We start from the raw sequence: 17,608 nt of genomic DNA, 5'->3' as shown, positions 1-17,608 counted from the left end.
TTGCGCCGCGGCGCTGGAACCAATGATGCCAAGTGCCACGACCAAGTGGGCACGTCGGAATGAAAACGGCATGTTCGGGGTTCCCTCGAGGAACGGGTTCTTTGTCGGACGGCTTTCCTCAGGTCGGGAAAGCCGGGCGCCGCAGGTCAGCCGTGAAACCTTCGGGCCCAAACAACGGACAAGCGCTTGCATATCTGTTTTTCGCATGCGTGGGCGCAAAGGCCGCACGGGCAGTCCTTATGCATGCACCGGCTAAGCAATGCCGAAAGCCTTCTTTGTCGGCCTTCCAAGCGGCGCGTAGTCTGCGGCGATTCTTTTTTCCGAAGGAGCCCACAGATGAACGATCGGTTGAACCGCCTGCAAGCCTCGCGCTCCGCCGCTGTGAAGGCCGGACTCGGCCACCCGGTGATCGACACGGATGTTCACGTCAACGACTACGCTCCGGTGCTTGAGGACTACGTGGCGCAATACGGCGGCAACAAGCTGGTCGACGCGCTGCGGAAGGCGCTGGGCGGGCGCTTCGTCACGCGCAATGGCGGCGGCAAGGACTGGTACCAGCAGACAGCCGAGGAGCGCCAGTTCCACCGCACCCTGCGGGCGCCGTGGTGGGCCCGCGTGACGCGCAATACCTACGACCTGGCCACCTACACATTGCCGGCGCTGCTGTATGAGCGCCTGGGCGAGCAAGGCTCGGACTATTCGATCCTGTTTCCCAACGACGTGCTCTCCCCCGCCGCGGCCGGCAGCGAGTACCGCCAACCGCTGCACCGCGCCATCAACCATTTCCATGCCGACCAGTACCGGCCCTACGCGGACCGCCTCACGCCCGTGGCGGGCATTCCGCTGCACACGCCGCAGGAGGGCATCGAAGAGCTCGAATTCGCGGTGAAGACACTCGGCCTGAAGGTGATCAACATCGCCGGCGGCGTGCGCCGCCCCATCCGCGCCATCGCCGAGAAGTACCCGACCAAGGACCACCCCGACATTGCCAAGCAGGTCGGCTACATCGACTTCTACGGAATCGACAGCGAACACGACTACGACCCTTTCTGGGCCAAGGTGGTGGAGCTGGGCGTGCCTGTCACCACGCACTACGGCAGCCAGGGCTGGACGGGCCGGCAGTCGATCAGCAACTACATGAACAACCACATCGGCCACTTCGCCGATGGCTCCCAGGCCTTTGCCAAGGCGCTCTTCTTCGGCGGCGTGACGCGGCGTTTTCCGGGCCTGCGCGTGGGCTTGCTCGAAGGCGGAGCCGACTGGGGTTCGCATGTCTATACGCACCTGGTCGACCGCTGGGAAAAGCGCAACCGGAACGCCGTGCGCAACTACGACCCCGCGGAAACCGACGTCGAGCTGCTCGCCTCGCTGTTCGAGCGCTACGGCAGCGAGCTTCTGAAGGACCGTACGCTCGACAAGTCGAAGCTGCTGCGCGACAGCCTCGGAATCTCTGCGCTGCCGCACAGCCGCGAACCGAACGACTCGGAAATCGACGACTTCGCGCTGGCCGGCATCGAGAAGGTCGAGGACATCCGCGACCGCTGGGTCAACAACTTCTACTTCGGCTCGGAGGCCGACGACCGCACGGTGGCGGCCGCCTTCAACGACAAGGTGAACCCGCTGGGCGTGAAGATCAACGCCATCTGGTCGTCCGACGTGGGCCATTGGGACGTGCCCGAATTCACGGAGCCGCTCGCCGAGACCTGGGATCTGGTGCAGCAGGGCGTGATCTCGCCCACGGACTTCAAGGCCTTTGTCTTCGACAACCCGAATCGCTTCTACACCGAAGCCAATCCGCGCTTCTTCGAAGGCACCGAGGTGGGCCGCAAGCTCGCCCTGAAAGGCGCCAAGTGAGCGGCACGACACGCGCCCTTTTCGTCCACTTGCGCGGTCGGGCCGCTCGGCTCGGCCTTCTCGCGCTGATGGCGTGTGCGCTGCCTGCGCAGGCGGCCCCGGAAACCGTCCGCATCGGTGTCGCGACCGCCGGCGGCGGCGACCCCGTCACCTGGGGCGGCTCGCCAGGCGGCGTCGCGCGCGTCAACAACTGGCTGGAGGACGAGTTCAAGTCCACCGGGGTCAAGGTCGAATGGCTGTTTTTCAAAGGCGCCGGCCCGGCCGTGAACGAGGCACTGTCGAACAAGCAGATCGACTTCGCCTACCAGGGCGATCTCCCGTCGATTGTCGGACGCTCCAACGGCCTGAAGACCAAGCTGCTGCTGGTGAGCGGCGCACGCAACAACCTGTACCTGGTGGCGCCGCCCAAGTCCGACATCCAGTCGATCAAGGACCTGAAGGGCCGCACCGTCTCGATCTTCCGAGGCACCAACGGCCACCTCGTCGCCATCAATGTGCTGGCCGCCAACGGGCTGGCGGAGCGCGACATCAAAGGCGTGAACCTGGACACCGGCAGTGCGCAGGCCGCGCTCGTTTCGAACGGTGTGGACGCGGCCTTCGGCGGCTACGAGTGGTTCAAGGTACGCGACCAGGGCCTGGCCAAGGTGGTGTACTCCACGCAGGGACAAGATCCGGCCTTCACGCGCCAGGCTTCGCTGCTGGTGCGCGCGGACTTCGAGCAGGCCAATCCGGCCGAGGTGCAGCGCGTGGTCGACGTGTTCGTGCGCGCGGCGCGCTGGTCGTCCGACGAGAAGAACCGCGATGAGCTGTTCCGCGTCTGGGCGCGCAGCGGCACGCCGGTCGCGTCCTGGGCGGCGGAGTTCGATCAGCAGCAGCTCGCGCTGCGCAATTCGCCGCTCGTCGACGACTTCATCATCGGTCGCTACAAGGCCGTGGTGGCCGACGCACTCAAGCTCAAGCTGATCCGCCGCGAGGTATCGGTCGACGACTGGTTCGACACACGCTACCTGAAGAGCGCCCTGAAGAAGCAGGGCCTTGAAAACTACTGGACAGCCCACGACGCCAAAGGGCAACCGAAGGCGGGTCAAGCGGTCGCGGCCCGATGAGCGCCGAAGCCGAACTGGCAGCGGTCCTGCGACACGACATCGCCGCGCCAACGCGTACATCTCTGCCCTGGCGCCGTCTCGGCGAAAGTGCACTCCCCTGGCTCCTGCCCGTCGCGCTGCTGGTGCTGTGGTTCGCCGGCGCCGCGCAGGGCTGGATCTCGCCGCAAGTGCTGCCGCCGCCGCAGTTCGTGTGGGAAACCCTGCGCGATCTCGCCACGAGCGGCGATCTGTGGCTGCACGTGAGCACCAGTTTCACGCGCGTGGGCGTGGGCTTCGCGGCCGGCACCCTGCTCGGACTGGTGCTTGGCTCGGCCATGGGCTTGTCGCGCAGCTTCGAAGCCTATGTACTGCCCACCTTCAATGCATTGGTGCAGATCCCGGTGCTCGCCTGGCTGCCTTTCGTGCTGCTGCTCGTGGGCATCGGCGAGCCGCTGAAGTACATCCTCATCGCCAAGGCAGCCCTGGTGCCGGTGGCGCTCAACACGCTACAGGGCTTTCGGCAGACCCCATCGGCCCTGCGCGAGGTCGGCGAGGTCTATGGCTACACGCGACGCCAGCAGGTCCTGGAAATCGTGCTGCCCCATGCCGTGCCCACGCTCTTCACCGGCGTGAGGCTGGGTTTCACGAAGGCCTGGCTCTCGCTGGTCGTGGTGGAACTCGTGGCGTCGAGCGAAGGGCTGGGCTATCTCATCGTGTATGGGCGGCAGCTGTTCCAACTCGACCTGGTGATGGCGGCCGTGATCGTGGTGGGCGCCATCGGCTATGCCATCGACCGCCTGCTCGATCGCCTCGAAGCCGCGGTGCACAGGCACCGGCCGGGCGGAGCGGCGCGATGAGCGACGCCGCCGAACTGGCCGCCATCAAGCCGCTGCAGGCCGAGCCGCGCAGCCGTTGGCGCGGGTTTGTGCTGCCAGCATCGGCCATCTCGCTGTGGTGGCTGCTGTCGTCGCTCGATCTCGTGAACTCCGCACTGCTCGTTTCGCCGGCCAAGGTGTTCGACACCGCAATCGACCAGGTGGCAAGCGGGCGCCTCTGGCGGGCGCTCAGCGCCAGCCTGGCGCGCGAGGCAACGGGTTTTCTGATCGGCACCGCATCGGGCCTCGTGCTCGGCTCGCTGCTGGGTTTGTCGCCGCTCTTCAACCGCATCGCCGGTCCGAGCTTCAACACGTTCAAGCAGATCTCGCTGTTCGCATGGATTCCGCTGATCTCGGTGTGGTTCGGCCTCGGCGACGTGGCCAAGGTGGTGTTTCTCTCGCTGGCCGCACTGGTGCCGGTGGTGGTCAACACCTGCGACGGCATCCGCGCCGCCCCGGCCGGACTGCTCGAGGTAGCGCGCGTCTACGGCTACACGCGCTGGCAGACGGTCACGCAGGTGGTGCTGCCGGCCGCCCTGCCCTCCATCTTCACGGGCGTCTACCTGGCGCTCATCTATTCCTGGCTTGCGACCATCGGCGCCGAGTACCTGCTGGTGGCCGGCCGCGGCATCGGCAACACGCTGATCGAGGGCAGCGAGCACTTCCAGATGGACCTGGTCATCTTCGGCATGTTCGTGATCGGCCTCGTCGGCTGGCTCATGAACGCCTCGGCCCGCGCAATGGAGCGCCGGCTGGCGCGCTGGACCGGGCGCGCATGAACGACGCAGAAAGAACCCTCCGCCCATGACTTCCCTCCTTGCGAACCCCTCCAACGAGCTCGAGATCCGCGGCCTCGGCAAGCGCTATGCGAACACCCAGGCCCGCGGCGGCGAACTGCAGGTGCTCGAAGGCATCGACCTGCATGTGCCGGCCGGCCGCTTCGTGAGCATCGTCGGCGCCAGCGGCTGCGGCAAATCCACGCTGCTGCGGCTCATCCTCGGCCTCGACGCCCAATATGAAGGCCGGATCCTGCTGGACGGCCAGCCGATCTGCGGCACCGGCCGCGAGCGCGGCATCGTGTTCCAGGACCACCGTCTCTTCCCCTGGCTCACGGTGGAGCAGAACATCGCCGTCGGCCTGCGCAACGCGCCCTTCAGCGCCAAGGAGAAGCTCGACCTGGTGGCCGAGCACGTCGCACTGGTCGGCCTGGAAGGCTTCAAGAAATCCTGGCCGCACCAGATCTCCGGCGGCATGGCGCAGCGCGTGGCCATAGCGCGCGGGCTCGTGAACCGGCCGCGCGTGCTGCTGCTCGACGAGCCCTTCGGCGCGCTCGATGCGCTCACACGCTCGCGACTGCAGAACGAGCTTCAACGCATCTGGCAGAAGGAGCGCATCACCATGCTGCTGGTGACCCACGATGTCGAGGAAGCGGTATTCCTCGGCGATCGCGTGGTGGTGATGCAGCCCTCGCCCGGCCGTATCCGGCGCACGGTCGAGGTCAACCTGCCGCACCCGCGCAACCGCAGCGACCCGGCGTTCATTGCCTTGCGCGACGACGTACTCAGCGATTTCCTCGATGCCGATACCGACCGCACGCCGGCCGCCGAACCCTCACCCGAGGCGGCCGCAACCGGCTTGCCGCAGCGCCTGCAGCTGGCTTGGTGAGCGGCGGATGCGCGGCCCTTCTCCTTCTTCCCCTTCTTCCTCCAAGGCATTCGATCCATGGCTTCATCCCAGCGTCAGTTCAAGCTCGGCGCCTTCCTCATGCAGACCGGCCACCACATCGCGGCCTGGCGCCATCCCGGCGCGCAGGCCGATGCCGGCAGCAACTTTCGCCACTACGTCGAGCTGGCGCAAAAGGCCGAAGCTGCCAAGTTCGATGCCGTCTTCCTCGCCGATTCCGTCGGCGTGCGCAACGGCGACCTGCCTTCGCTCTCGCGCACGGCGCGCGCCGACCACTTCGAGCCGCTGACCCTGCTCGCCGCCATCGCGGCACTGACCGAGCGCATCGGGCTCATTGCCACAGTGTCGACGAGCTTCAACGAGCCCTTCAACGTGGCGCGCAAGTTCGCTTCGCTCGACCAGATCAGCGGCGGGCGCTCGGGCTGGAACCTCGTGACTTCCAGCGGCACCGGCGAGGCGCAGAACTTCAACCGCGAGGAGCATTTCGAGCATGCGCTGCGCTACGAGCGGGCGGCCGAGTTTCATGACGTGGTCACGGGGCTGTGGGACAGCTGGGAGGACGACAGCTTCGTGCGCGACAAGCAAAGCGGCCAGTACTTCGATCCGCACAAGCTGCACGTGCTGGGCCACAAGGGCACGCACTTCTCGGTGCGTGGCCCGCTCAACGTCGCACGTTCGCCGCAAGGGCGGCCGGTGGTGGTTCAGGCCGGCGCCTCCGAAGCGGGCCGCGACCTCGCCGCGCGCACGGCTGAAGTGATCTTCGTGGCGCATCAGACCTTCGAGGAGGCGCAGGCCTTCTATGCCGACATCAAGGGCCGCCTGCCACGCCATGGCCGCCACCCCGACGACGTGAAGATCATGCCCGGCATCTTTCCCGTGGTCGGCCGCACACAGACGGAAGCCGAGGAGAAGTTCGAGCAGCTGCAGGAACTGGTGCACCCTGTGGTCGGTATCTCGCTGCTTTCGAACGTGATCGGAGGCTTCGACTTTTCCGGCCTGCCGGTCGACGGGCCGGTTCCAGAGCTGCCGGAAACCAACGGCCCCAAAAGCCGGCAGCGCCTGCTGCTGGATCTGGCGCGCCGCGAGAACCTCAGCATCCGCGATCTCTATCTGCGCATTGCCGGTGCGCGCGGTCACCAGCAGGTGGTGGGCACGCCCGCCAGCATTGCCGACCAGCTGCAGCAGTGGTTCGAGGAAGGCGGTGCGGACGGCTTCAACATCATGGCGCCGTGGTTTCCCGGCGGCCTGGACGACTTCATCGAGCTTGTGCTGCCCGAGCTGCGCCGGCGCGGCCTCTTCCGTACCGAGTACCAGGGCCGCACGCTGCGCGAGCACCTGGGCTTGCAGCGACCCGTGCATGGCGCCCATTCGGCGCCTGAAGCGCGCCCCATCGCCGTGGCGTGAGCCGACTATCGCGCCCGCCCGTTTCTCACCTCCTCTTGGTTCTTGCCCCGTTCATGCGCCCACAACCTCCTTCCTCCGAACAGCTCGCCGAACGCTTCCATCCCGTCTTCGCCCGCATTGCCGAGCATGCGGCCCAGCGGGAAAACGAGCGCGCATTGGCGTACGACGCAGTCACCTGGCTGCGCGAGGCGAGCTTCGGCGCGCTGCGTGTGCCGATCGCCCATGGCGGCCTTGGCGCTTCGGTTGAGCAGTTGTTCGACCTGCTCGTCGAACTCGGCGCCGCCGATTCCAACCTGCCGCAAATCCTGCGCGCGCACTTCGGCTTCATCGAACGGCTCTACGCCGAGATCGACCCCGAACTGCAGGCACCCTGGCTGCGGCGCGCGGCCGACGGCGCGATCTTCGGCAATGCCACCACCGAACTGGGCGAAGCCGAGGTGGGCACGCTGCAGACCAAGCTCACACGCGACGGCAAGGGCTGGCTGCTCGACGGCGACAAGTACTACAGCACAGGCACCCTCTACGCCGACTGGATTCCCGTGACCGCGCAGCGCGCGGACGACCCGAGCAAGCAGGGGCGGGTCCTGGTGCTCGTCCCCGCGCACGCGGGCGGTGTGGAATGCATCGACGACTGGCGCGGCTTCGGCCAGCGCCTGACCGGATCGGGCACCACGCGCTTTCGCCGCGTCGCCGTCGAGGCCGGCAATGTCCTGACCTATGACCGCGATCGTCCCACCCCGCTCACCGCCCATTTTCAGCTCACTCACCTGGCCACGCTGGCCGGCATTGCACGCGCGATCGAACGCGATGCGGTTGCCTTCGTGCAGCCGCGCAAACGGGTGTACAGCCATGGCGCCGGCACCACGCCGCGGGAAGATCCGCTGGTGCAGCAAGTGGTGGGGCAGCTTTCCAGCGCAGCCTTCACCGCAGCCGCGGCTGTGGCCGCGGTGGCCCGCGGCCTGGGCGACATTGATCGGCTGCGCCAGCGCGGGGAGCCCATTCCCGAAAGCCTGATCATCGACGTGGAGCTGCGCACCGCGAAGGCGCAGGTGGGGATTGTCGACATCGTTCTGAACGCCGCCACACGCCTGTTCGACGTCGGCGGCGCCTCCGCGCTGCAGGAGGACCGGCGGCTGGACCGCCACTGGCGCAACGCGCGCACCCTCGCCTCGCACAACCCTGTCGTCTACAAGGCACGCATGGTCGGCGACCACGCGCTCAATGGGACCCGGCCCACTTTCTATTGGTCGGTGGGAACGCGCGGCGAGAGTTGATCAGGCTTCGCCGGCGCCGTGGCGGAACTGCGCCGCCGCGTGCCGCGCCGGCAGCCGGTCGCCGGCGTCGAACAGCTTGTGCCGCAGGCTGCCTTCGGCGTAGGCGGTCTTGTAGACGCCACGGTTCTGCAGCTCGGGCACGACCAGGTCCACGAAATCCTCGTAGCTCTCGGGCACCACGGTACGGCTCAGGTTGAAGCCGTCCACGCCGGTCTCGTCGATCCAGGACTGCAGTTCGTCCGCCACCTGCGACGCATCGCCGACGATGGCCGGGTAGCGCCCGCCGAGCTCGAACAGGTCCAGCAGCTTGCGGCGCGTCCAGCCCTGCTGCTCGGCGGTGCGCGTCGCCGATTCGATCGCGTTGGTTTTTCCATAGTCGATGGGTTCGTCCAGGCCGTAGCGTGCGTAGTCGATGCCGGTGCTGGCCGAAAAATGGGCCAACCCCGCTTCGCGGCTCGCGTAGTCCCGGTAGTCCGCATACTTTTCCTGCGCCTCCTTCGCGCTGGCGCCCGGCACCACCGCCGCACCGACGAACACCTTGATGTCATCCGGACGCCGGCCCGCATGCACCAGTTGCTCCCGCAGCGCCTGCACGCTCTTGCGCGCCGCATCCTTGCTGGGCGGCGAGATGAAGACGCACTCGGCATGCCGCGCTGCAAAGCGCTGCCCACGGCCCGAACTGCCGGCCTGGAACAACACCGGCGTGCGCTGCGGCGAGGGTTCCGCCAGGTGGTAGCCCTCGACCTGGTGGTAGCGGCCCTGGTGCCGCACCTTGTGCACCCTGGCCGGGTCCGCGAAGACACGCGCGGCCTTGTCGCGCCGCGCGGCCGAGTCTTCCCAACTCCCCTCCCACAACTTGTAGAGCACCTCCAGGTATTCGTCGGCCCGCTCGTAGCGCTCGTCGTGCGCGATCTGCTCGGCCAGCCCCATGGCCCGGGCTGCGCTGTCGAGATAGCCCGTCACGATGTTCCAGCCGATGCGGCCGCGCGTGAGATGGTCGAGCGTCGAGAAACGCCGTGCCAGCAGGTAAGGTTGCTCGTAGGTGAGATTGACCGTGACGCCGAAGCCCAGGTGCCGGGTCGCCGCCGCCATTGCCGACACGAGCATCAGGGGATCGTTCACCGGCAGCTGGATCGACTCGCGCAGCGTCACGTCGACGTTGTTCCGGTAGACATCGTAGACGCCCACGATGTCGGCGATGAACAGACCGTCGAACAGGCCGCGTTCCAGGGTGCGCGCCATGTCGGTCCAGTATTCGAGCGTGTTGTACTCGAGCGAGCGGTCGCGCGGATGGGTCCACAGGCCGTGGTTGATGTGGCCTACGCAGTTCATGTTGAACGCGTTGAGCAAAATCTCTTTCTTCCGGGCCATGTCAGAACGCCGGCAGCACGCCGCCCGCGAAGGTCTTGAGGATGAAGTCGCGCACCTCGTCGGTCTGGTAGGCCTTGACGAGCTGCCCGACCCAGGGCTGGTCCTTGTCCTGTTCGCGCACCGCAATCAGGCAGGCATAGGGCCCCTCCTTGTCCTCGACCAGAATGCCGTCCTTCGCCGGATTGAGGCCGGCCTTGTTGGCATAGTCGGCGTTCACGGCCGAGGCGTCGGTATCGTCGAGCGTGCGCGGCAGCTGGGCGGCCTCTATCTCCACAAAGCGAAACTTCCGCGGGTTCTCGGTGATGTCTCGCGGCGTGGCGTTGATGCCCGCGATCGGGTCGATGCCGCTCTTGAGCTTGATGGCGCCGGCCTTCTGCAGCAGCAAGAGCACGCGGCTTTCGTTCGACGGGTCGTTCGGAATGGCAATGCTGGCGCCCTCCGGCAGGTCCTTGAACGATTTGAACTTGCGCGAATAGATCGCAATGGGGCCGATCCAGGTGCGGCCGAAGCCCACGATCTTGTAGCCTCGCGAACGCACCTGTGCCGCGAGAAAAGGCCGGTGCTGGAAGCTGTTGGCGTCCAGATCGCCGGCATCGAGCGCGGCGTTGGGCCGGCTGTAGTCGGTGAACGGCACGATCTGGATCTTGAGGCCGTAGTCGCGCTCGGCTACGCGCCTGGCAATCTCGAAGGTCTGCTCGTGCGGACCGGTCGTCACGCCAACCTTCAGGACCTTGGTGGTGCCGGGCTGCTCCTTCAGCGCCGAGAAGGCCGGAAGGCCTGCGCCGGCGGCGGCCGCGGCCGAGGTGAGTTGCAACAGGTGGCGGCGCGACAGCGCGGCCGGAATCGACGAGATGCGGCTCAAGGGAAACTCCGAAGAAGAAACGAACGAGGAAGAAAGAGGCCGGTGCTCACAGGGCCCCGTGGCGCGGCGGAAACCGGTCGTTGAGGTAGTAATTGCCGATGTGGTGGTACTTCCAGCGCACCGGGTCGTGCAGCGTGTGGGTGCGCGCGTTGCGCCAGAAGCGGTCCAGCCCCAGGCCGTCGAGCGTGGCGCCGGTGCCGGCCAGCTCGAACAGGCGAGTGCCGGCGTCCAGCGAGGCGGTGGTGCTCAGTACGCGGGCCTCGGCCACCGCAACTGAGGCTGCGGCCACGCTGTGCTCGTCGGGCGCGCGCTGGGCCGCCTCGACAAAGCGCGCGGCGCGGCGCAGCAAGGCCTCGGCCGCGCGCAGGCGCACCGCCACTTCGCCGGTCAGCTGGACCGCGAGCGGGTCTTCGCTGGCGCGTTCCACGCCGGCATCAATCCACGGCCGGGCCCGCTCGCGCACGAAGGGGAGCGTGGCCTCGAAGGCCCCTCGCCCAATGCCAAGGTCGATGGCGGCATGCAGCAGCTGTGCGAACGGGCCGATGGTGGTGGGTCGCTCGAAAGACGCGAGGAAGGGAACAACCCAGGCCGGATCGACCTGCACCCCCTCGAAGCGAACCGAGCCGCTGCCGGTCACGCGCTGGCCGAATCCGTCCCAGTCGTCCACGATGCTCACGCCCTGGGCGCGGCGCGGCACGAAGGCGAGCTTGGTGACTTCGCGGGCGCCCTCCTCTGCCACCACCAGCGTCGGAATCCAGTGTGCGAACAGCGCGCCCGTGCAGTAGAACTTCTGTCCGTCGATCTGCAGGCTGCCGCCCTCTTCGTGCAGCCGAGTACGGCGCTTGAAGTCCTTGTGGCCGATCTCCGCGAGCGCATTGCCGAAGCGCTCGCCTTCGAGCACTCGGCGGTAGAAAAAGCTCTTCTGGGCCTCGGTGCCACCAACGCGCAGCACTTCCAGCGCGTAGTAGTGGTTCTGCGGAATCTGCCCGAGCGAACCGTCCGCGGCCGAGATGATGGCGATCACCTCCGCCAGCGTGCGTACCGACACGCCGGCACCGCCGTGCTCGCGCGGCACGGTGATCGCCCAGAGGCCGCTGGCGGTGAAGCGCTCCAGCTCGGCCCAGGGCAGGCGCCGTTCGTGGTCGCGGGCTGCGGCATCCCGCGCAAAGTCGGCGGCGAGCTCGCGTGCGATCTCCAGGGCCTGGGCGTCGTCACGGATGCGCAGCGGTTTCTGCGCCGCGGCGGGCGCAGGCCGCGCTTCGGGTGCGCGATCGGGAAGAACGGCGGCAAGCGGCATCGGTCAGTTCCAGGAATGCCGGGGCGGCGGCACGTTGTTGAGCAGGTAATTGCCGATCAGGTGCGCCTTCCAGCGCACCGGGTCATGCAAGGTGTGGGTGCGCGCGTTGCGCCAGTGCCGCCCCAGGTTGTGGGCTTCGCGCGTGGACGAAGAACCGGCAAGCTCGAACAGCTTCTCGGTGGCTTCGAGCGCAATGCGCGTGGTCAGCACCTTCGCCTCGGCCACTGCGACAGAAGCGCGCGCGCTGGAGTCGGCACTGACGGGCTCTGCCGCCACTTCATCGAGCGTGCGGCCGCCTTCCAGCAGCACCTCGTGCGCGGCATGCAGGTCCACTTCGAGGCGGCCCACTTCGTGAATGATGTAGGGATCGTCCGCCGCGCGGGCCACGCCGGCATCGGTCCAGGGCCGCGCATGCGCGCGCACGAAGGCCACCGCTTCGGCAAGTGCCGCCTGCGCAATGCCCTGGTCGATGGCCGCTTGCAAAAGCTGCGAACCGGCGCCAAAAAGACCCGGCCGGTCGGCCAGTTGCCAGAGCGGCAACACGTCCGCCTCTTCGACCGCAACGGCTTCGAAGCGCACGGTGCCGCTGGCGGTGGTGCGCTGGCCGAACGACGACCAGTCGTCCACCACGGTGAGCCCCGGCGCATCGCGCGGTATCCACACTTGCACGGCCCGACCACTGTCGTCCAACGCGCGAGCCGGCACGCGATGCGCAAAGAGCGCACCCGTCGAATAGAAGCGCTCGCCGTCAAGGCGTAGACCCTGCGGTGTGCGGCGCAGCCGCGTCGATCCCTCCACGATGGTCTTCGCCCGTCTCTCCGGCCCGGCGTTGCCCAGCCGCCGGCCCGCGAGCACCTCGGCGTAGAAACGGGCCTTCTGCGCCTCGGTGCCGATCTCGCGAAGCACGCCCAGCACGCCGAAGTGGTTCTGCGGAATCTGGCCGAGCGAGCCGTCGGCGGCCGAAAGGATCACGAAGACCTCGGCCAGCGTGGCGTAGGACACATCGGCGCCGCCATGCTCCCGCGGCACGGTGATGCCGCCGAGCCCGCTCTCGGACCAGAGATCGAGCTCGTCCCACGGCAGGCGCCGCTCGCGGTCGCGTGCGGAAGCACCGGGTGCGAACAGCGCGGCAAGGCGGTGGGCGGCCTCCAGGGCTTCGCCGTCGCTGCGGATTCGCCGCACACGCGTGGAATCGGGCTCGCGCGGACTTCGCGGGGCGGCGAATCCGTCGGCAAGAGTTGCAGGCACGGAGCACATCGGCGGATCGCTCAGGCCAGCGCGAGCGAAGGTACTTCGAGCGGCCTGCCCGCGCGCTGGCGCAGCACCGGCAATGCGCGTTCGACGGCCAGTCCGATGCGTGCTCGCAGCGCCTCACTGCTCACCCGGTAGTTCTCGAACTCCTTGTCGGTCGCATAGACGCCGATCGGCAGCGTGTGGGCTTGGAAGAAGCTGAACAGCGGACGCAGCTGGTGGTCGATTGCCAGCGCATGGCGGTCGCTGCCACCCGTGGCCGCAAGCAGCACTGGTACATCGATCAGCGATTCGTGATGAACGAAGTCGAAGAAGTGCTTGAAGAGCCCGGTGTACGAACCACGATAGATCGGGCTCGCCACCAGCAGCAGGTCGGCGGATTCGATGTCCTTGAGCGACTGCTCGACATCGGACGGGAGCTGGCTGCGCTGCACCTCACCGCCGAACTTGGGCACCAGCTGCCCGAGTTCGATGAGGCGTGTTTCGGCGGGCCAGGCGTCAGTCAGGCCTTCCAGCAGTTCCTCGACCAGTGCAAGCGTGCGCGAGGGGCGTTGCAGGCCGCCGGAGACGGCGACGATCTTGAGTTGTTTGGTCATGCCAAGAATGTGCCGCCTGAGCGGACCTTTTCGACCACAGCGCCTAGAAGCAATTCAGTTTTGGATATGCAGTTTTCAGGCTTGGTGCGTATCCGGAGCTGTGCACCGCGCACCTCACGCTGCAACGCTGGCGCAATGCCCCAGGCCGCGGCAGTCTGCGCCAGGACATGGCGGGCCTGTGCCGCCGGAGAAACATTGAAGGTGCGCGCTGCTGGCATTGAAAACTCTCTGGTGAAGCTTTGCAATTCTGCGAAGGCGCACGGCGCTCTACAACGACGGATAGCGAATTTGCTGATGCGGAAATTCACCCTGCCGCCGCATGCACAGGGGGCGGCCATGCGATGCCTTCCGTTTGCGCATAAGCACGCGCGGTTTTCTTCGTTGATGAGGTGAACGGCGTTTTCTAGGATCGCCGCTTCGCAACCAGCCAGACCGCTCCCCTGCCGGAGCGCGCCGCCATGTCCATCGAGACGCCCTCCTCTTCCCTTGCCAGCGCCGTGCCTTCGAGGCGCCTGGCGCTCAAGACGCTCGCCTCCCTCGCATCCGTCACCGCCATCGGCGGCCTGGCGCTTTCGGGCTGCTCGCGCGAGGACGGCGGCAAGGCCGCCGCGGCCAGCGGCCCGGCCCTGGTGAAGAAGACCGGCGACAAGGTGGCGTTCAAGTACCCGAACAACCCATCGTTCGACCTGATCTACCTGGCCGACGAGCTCGGCTACTTCGAGGGCACCAACACCCGTCCTGAGTACGTCGGCAAGATCGCCGCGCCGCAGATCATTCCGCTGGTGGGCACGGGAGAGATCGACTTCGGCAGCCGCATGGTGCCGCTGGTGATCTCGGCCATTGCGTCCGGCGCGGACCTCAAGGTGGTGGCTGCAGGCGGCAAGACGCTGCAGGAGGCGCCGCACATGAAGTACTTCGTGCGCAGGGACTCGGGCATCCGCAATCCGAAAGACCTGGAGGGCAAGACCGTCGGCTTCAACAGCTTCGGCGCCTGCGCCGAGTTCGTGACCAAGAAGTACCTGCGCCAGCACGGCGTGGACGTGACGAAGATCAACTTCGTCGTGGTGCCCGACGAGCAGGCCGAGCAGACGCTGGTGACCGGCAACACCGACCTTGCGATCATCCACGCGCCCTTCTCGGGGCGGGCCGACAACGCCGAGCCGCTGGTGCGGCTGTGGAGCGACTACGACCTCGACGGCGGCCTGGGCGGCATGGCGCCGTACAGCGCGCATGGCCAGTTCATCCGCCAGAACCCTGGCGCAGTGCGCGACGTGGTTGCCGCGCTCGCCAAGGCCGGCAACTGGGTCAATGCCAACACCGAGGAAGCGCGCAAGCTGGTGGCCAAACGCATCAACATGGACCTGAAGAACGTCGACCGCTACGCCTATGTCGACGACCTGGTCGTCACCGAGCCGCCGATCCAGTACTACATCGACATCCTGCAGGCCGAGGGCAAGCTCGCCGCCGGCAAGGTGGCGGTGAAGGACGTCTACACCAACGAGTTCAACCCCTTCGCGCGGCAGCAGGCCGCGAAATCCTGACCCAACGCCCGCCATGAGCTTCAAGATCTCGGCCCGCGACCTGCGGATGGACTATGCGGCGCGCGGTGCGAGCGAGCGCGTGCGCGTGCTCGAAGGCTTCGACCTCGATGTGCGCGAGGGCGAATTCCTCTCGGTGCTTGGCCCGTCGGGCTGCGGCAAGTCGACCTTCCTCGGCATCCTGGCCGGACTGACGGAGCGCACCGGCGGGCGCATCGCCATCAATGGCCAGCCGCTCGCGGGCATCAACCGCAACCAGGGCGTGGTATTCCAGGGCTATGCGCTGTTTCCGTGGCTCTCTGTGCTCGACAACATCGCGGTCGGCCTCGAGATTCGCGGCATCGGCAAGACAGAGCGCCGCCGCACCGCGCATGAATACCTCGAACTGGTCGGCCTGCATGGCTTTGCCGATCGCTATCCCCACGAGATCTCCGGCGGCATGAAGCAGCGCGTGGCCATCGCGCGTTCGCTGGCCTACAAGCCGGACGTGCTGCTGATGGACGAGCCCTTCGCCGCGCTCGATGCGCAGACGCGCGAGATCCTGCAGGGCGAGCTGCTGCGCATCTGGGAACAGTACCGCAAGACCATCGTCTTCATCACGCACAGCCTGGAAGAAGCGGTGTACCTCTCGGACCGCGTGGCGGTGATGACGCAGCGGCCCGGCCGCATCAAGGACATCATCGACATTCCGCTCGCGCGCCCGCGCTCGGCGGAAATTCGCCACTCGAGCGAGTTCGCCGCGCTGCGCCAGTGCGCGTGGGAGGTGCTGAAGGACGAGGTGCAGATCGGCTTGCGGCCGAGGTCGCTCGGAGGGGTGGCGGCGTGAGCGCCGTGCTCGACGCGCCAGTGGTGCGCGCTCCCGGACGCTTCTTCAGATTCGCACGCAGCCTTGGCCGCGTGGCCGAACGCGGCATCGGCATCGTGATCTTCCTGGCGCTGTGGGAGGCGCTGCCGCGCCTGGGCGTCGTGAGCGATGCCTATCTGAGCCCGCCGTCCGCCGTGGTTGCGAGCATCGTCCAGCTCGTCGACACTGGTCAGCTCTGGAAGCATGTGGCGGCGAGCCTGCAGCGCTCTCTGTGGGGCCTGCTGCTCGCGAGCTTCTCGGGCGTGGTGCTGGGCCTCCTGATCGGCAGCTCCAGGCGGCTGGCGGCCATCGTCGATCCGGTGCTGCAGCTCTTTCGCCAGACCTCGGCATTCGCGCTGTTCCCGGTGTTCATCCTGTTCCTGGGCATCGGCGAGCTGTCGAAGGTGGCGATCATTTTCTGGGCTTCATTCTGGCCCGTGCTGCTGAGCACGGTCAGCGGCGTGAAGCAGGTCGACCGGCTGCTCGTCAATTCGGCGCTGTCGATGGGCGCGTCGCCGCGCTTCGTCTTCTTCAAGGTGGTGCTGCCGGCGTCGCTGCCGTCGATTTTCACCGGTGTGCGGCTGGCGGGTGCCTACAGCATCACGGCGCTGGTGGCGGCCGAGATGATCGGTGCGCATTCGGGCCTGGGCTTTCTCACGCTCAACTCGCAGGAGACCTTCCAGATCCCGACGATGTATGCCGGCATCCTGCTGCTGGCCGTGCTCGGGCTGCTGCTCAACTACCTGCTAGCCTTGCTCGAGCGGCGGCTGCTGCGCTGGCGCAAAGGGCTGAGCCTCGATGACTGAGCGCAGGCTGTCGAAGCGCGGGCTGGTGCTGGCGGGCACGACGCTGGCGATGGCGGTGGCGATCGCGGGCATCGGCGGCGCCTGGGCTTTCGCAACGCCCGTGCTGTCGGGCCTGCCGAAGGGACCGGTTCTCGCCCGTGCGATCGAGCGCGGCAAACTGATCGTGGGCGTGCGCCGCTATCCGCGCCCTGCCCCGCCCGAGGCGCCGACACCGCCGGAGCCTGACGGTTTCGACGCCACGCTCGCACGGCAACTGGCGGCTTCGCTCGGCGTGCCGCTGGAGCTGGTCGGCCTCGACCCTGCAGCGCAGGAGGCTGCGCTGCGCGAAGGCCGCGTCGACCTGCTGGTCGCCGGCGTGTCCGCGCGACCGGCGCACGGTATCGCCGCCGCGCCCGGCAGCTACGACATCGGCCGCGGCCTCGTGGTCGCGCTCAGGCGCGGCAAGGTTCAGGAGGCGGCCGCGCTGCGCGGTGCCCTGGTCTGCGTGGGCGAAGGTTCGGGCTACGCCGGCGCGGTGTCGCAGCGCTACGGCGCGCAGCCGCGCAGCTATCCCTCTTCGGTGCATGCGGCGTCAGCCTTCATGGCCGGCGAATGCGCGGCGCTTGCCGAGGACGCCGAGGTGCTGGAACGGCTCATGCAGAACGAGGAGTGGCGCTTCTACAAGCCGCTGGCGCGCGATGTGCGCCTACCCTCGGATGCAGCCATTCGCCTGCCCGAGGGCGATGTCGTCTCGCGCGATTACCTGGCGGCGGCCCTGCGCCAATGGCGTGGCGACGGCACCCTGGACAAGGCGCGCGGCGCGCGCGCGGGCAACCTGCAGTTCGAGATCACGCTGCTCAAGGACGGCTTCGTCTGCCATTCCTGAGCA

The 17,608-nt window shown here is 67.4% G+C and carries 17 protein-coding genes; 11 read left to right on the top strand and 6 right to left on the bottom strand.

Annotated features, from left to right (window positions below):
- The first annotated feature begins 336 nt into the window (after nt 1–336).
- The 7 genes from IB278_RS15890 to IB278_RS15860 all read left to right on the top strand — a co-directional run bounded on the left by IB278_RS15890 (nt 337) and on the right by IB278_RS15860 (nt 8,175).
- On the top strand, nt 337–1,854 hold the full coding sequence (locus IB278_RS15890; protein WP_192324060.1) for an amidohydrolase family protein: 1,518 nt from the start codon (nt 337–339) through the stop codon (nt 1,852–1,854).
- Nucleotides 1,855–1,922: 68 nt separating this feature from the next.
- Complete coding sequence (locus IB278_RS15885; protein ID WP_225612964.1) at nt 1,923–2,960, top strand: ABC transporter substrate-binding protein; 1,038 nt, start codon at nt 1,923–1,925, stop codon at nt 2,958–2,960.
- A complete protein-coding gene (locus IB278_RS15880) occupies nt 2,957–3,796 on the top strand; it encodes an ABC transporter permease (RefSeq protein WP_192324056.1) in 840 nt (279 codons plus the stop codon). The genes IB278_RS15885 and IB278_RS15880 overlap by 4 nt, the downstream gene beginning before the upstream one ends.
- On the top strand, nt 3,793–4,593 hold the full coding sequence (locus IB278_RS15875; RefSeq protein ID WP_192324054.1) for an ABC transporter permease: 801 nt from the start codon (nt 3,793–3,795) through the stop codon (nt 4,591–4,593). Before IB278_RS15880 ends, IB278_RS15875 begins: the two co-directional genes overlap by 4 nt.
- A 25-nt stretch (nt 4,594–4,618) precedes the next feature.
- Nucleotides 4,619–5,479: an ABC transporter ATP-binding protein gene (locus IB278_RS15870; protein WP_192324052.1), complete on the top strand. Its 861-nt coding sequence runs from the start codon at nt 4,619–4,621 to the stop codon at nt 5,477–5,479.
- 57 nt (nt 5,480–5,536) lie between these two features.
- A complete protein-coding gene (locus tag IB278_RS15865) occupies nt 5,537–6,901 on the top strand; it encodes an LLM class flavin-dependent oxidoreductase (protein ID WP_192324050.1) in 1,365 nt (454 codons plus the stop codon).
- Nucleotides 6,902–6,954: 53 nt separating this feature from the next.
- Nucleotides 6,955–8,175, top strand: a complete 1,221-nt coding sequence (locus IB278_RS15860) for an acyl-CoA dehydrogenase family protein (protein WP_192324048.1) — start codon at nt 6,955–6,957, stop codon at nt 8,173–8,175.
- On the opposite strand, the gene IB278_RS15855 is transcribed toward IB278_RS15860, so the two are convergent.
- The 6 genes from IB278_RS15855 to IB278_RS15830 all read right to left on the bottom strand — a co-directional run bounded on the left by IB278_RS15855 (nt 8,176) and on the right by IB278_RS15830 (nt 13,890).
- Nucleotides 8,176–9,546, bottom strand: a complete 1,371-nt coding sequence (locus IB278_RS15855; protein ID WP_192324046.1) for an LLM class flavin-dependent oxidoreductase — start codon at nt 9,544–9,546, stop codon at nt 8,176–8,178.
- 1 nt (nt 9,547) lies between these two features.
- Nucleotides 9,548–10,378, bottom strand: a complete 831-nt coding sequence (locus tag IB278_RS15850; RefSeq protein WP_412556329.1) for a MetQ/NlpA family ABC transporter substrate-binding protein — start codon at nt 10,376–10,378, stop codon at nt 9,548–9,550.
- 76 nt (nt 10,379–10,454) lie between these two features.
- On the bottom strand, nt 10,455–11,705 hold the full coding sequence (locus IB278_RS15845; RefSeq protein WP_192324042.1) for an SfnB family sulfur acquisition oxidoreductase: 1,251 nt from the start codon (nt 11,703–11,705) through the stop codon (nt 10,455–10,457).
- Nucleotides 11,706–11,708: 3 nt separating this feature from the next.
- Nucleotides 11,709–12,962, bottom strand: coding sequence for an SfnB family sulfur acquisition oxidoreductase (locus IB278_RS15840; protein ID WP_192324040.1), 1,254 nt, complete (start codon nt 12,960–12,962; stop codon nt 11,709–11,711).
- Nucleotides 12,963–12,973: 11 nt separating this feature from the next.
- Nucleotides 12,974–13,552: an FMN reductase gene (msuE, locus tag IB278_RS15835; protein ID WP_192324038.1), complete on the bottom strand. Its 579-nt coding sequence runs from the start codon at nt 13,550–13,552 to the stop codon at nt 12,974–12,976.
- On the bottom strand, nt 13,549–13,890 hold the full coding sequence (locus IB278_RS15830; RefSeq protein WP_192324036.1) for a hypothetical protein: 342 nt from the start codon (nt 13,888–13,890) through the stop codon (nt 13,549–13,551). Before IB278_RS15830 ends, msuE begins: the two co-directional genes overlap by 4 nt.
- Nucleotides 13,891–14,010: 120 nt before the next feature.
- Here IB278_RS15830 and IB278_RS15825 point away from each other — a divergent pair, with 120 nt between their 5' ends.
- Genes IB278_RS15825 through IB278_RS15810 form a run of 4 tightly spaced genes read left to right on the top strand, consistent with a single transcriptional unit; the run spans nt 14,011 to nt 17,605 of the window.
- Nucleotides 14,011–15,093: an ABC transporter substrate-binding protein gene (locus IB278_RS15825; RefSeq protein ID WP_192324034.1), complete on the top strand. Its 1,083-nt coding sequence runs from the start codon at nt 14,011–14,013 to the stop codon at nt 15,091–15,093.
- Nucleotides 15,094–15,106: 13 nt separating this feature from the next.
- Nucleotides 15,107–15,916 (top strand): ABC transporter ATP-binding protein, encoded by an 810-nt coding sequence (locus tag IB278_RS15820; protein WP_192324032.1) that lies wholly within the window; start codon nt 15,107–15,109, stop codon nt 15,914–15,916.
- Nucleotides 15,913–16,740, top strand: coding sequence for an ABC transporter permease (locus tag IB278_RS15815; protein ID WP_192324030.1), 828 nt, complete (start codon nt 15,913–15,915; stop codon nt 16,738–16,740). The genes IB278_RS15820 and IB278_RS15815 overlap by 4 nt, the downstream gene beginning before the upstream one ends.
- Entirely contained in the window at nt 16,733–17,605 is an 873-nt protein-coding gene (locus IB278_RS15810; RefSeq protein WP_192324028.1) for a substrate-binding periplasmic protein, read from the top strand. Before IB278_RS15815 ends, IB278_RS15810 begins: the two co-directional genes overlap by 8 nt.
- The last annotated feature ends 3 nt before the right edge of the window (nt 17,606–17,608 follow it).

Source organism: Variovorax sp. VRV01 (assembly GCF_014852545.1).
GTDB lineage: Bacteria > Pseudomonadota > Gammaproteobacteria > Burkholderiales > Burkholderiaceae_C > Variovorax > Variovorax beijingensis_A.
The sequence above is the reverse complement of the archived record's forward strand: the minus strand, read 5'-3'. Positions and strand labels throughout refer to the sequence as shown.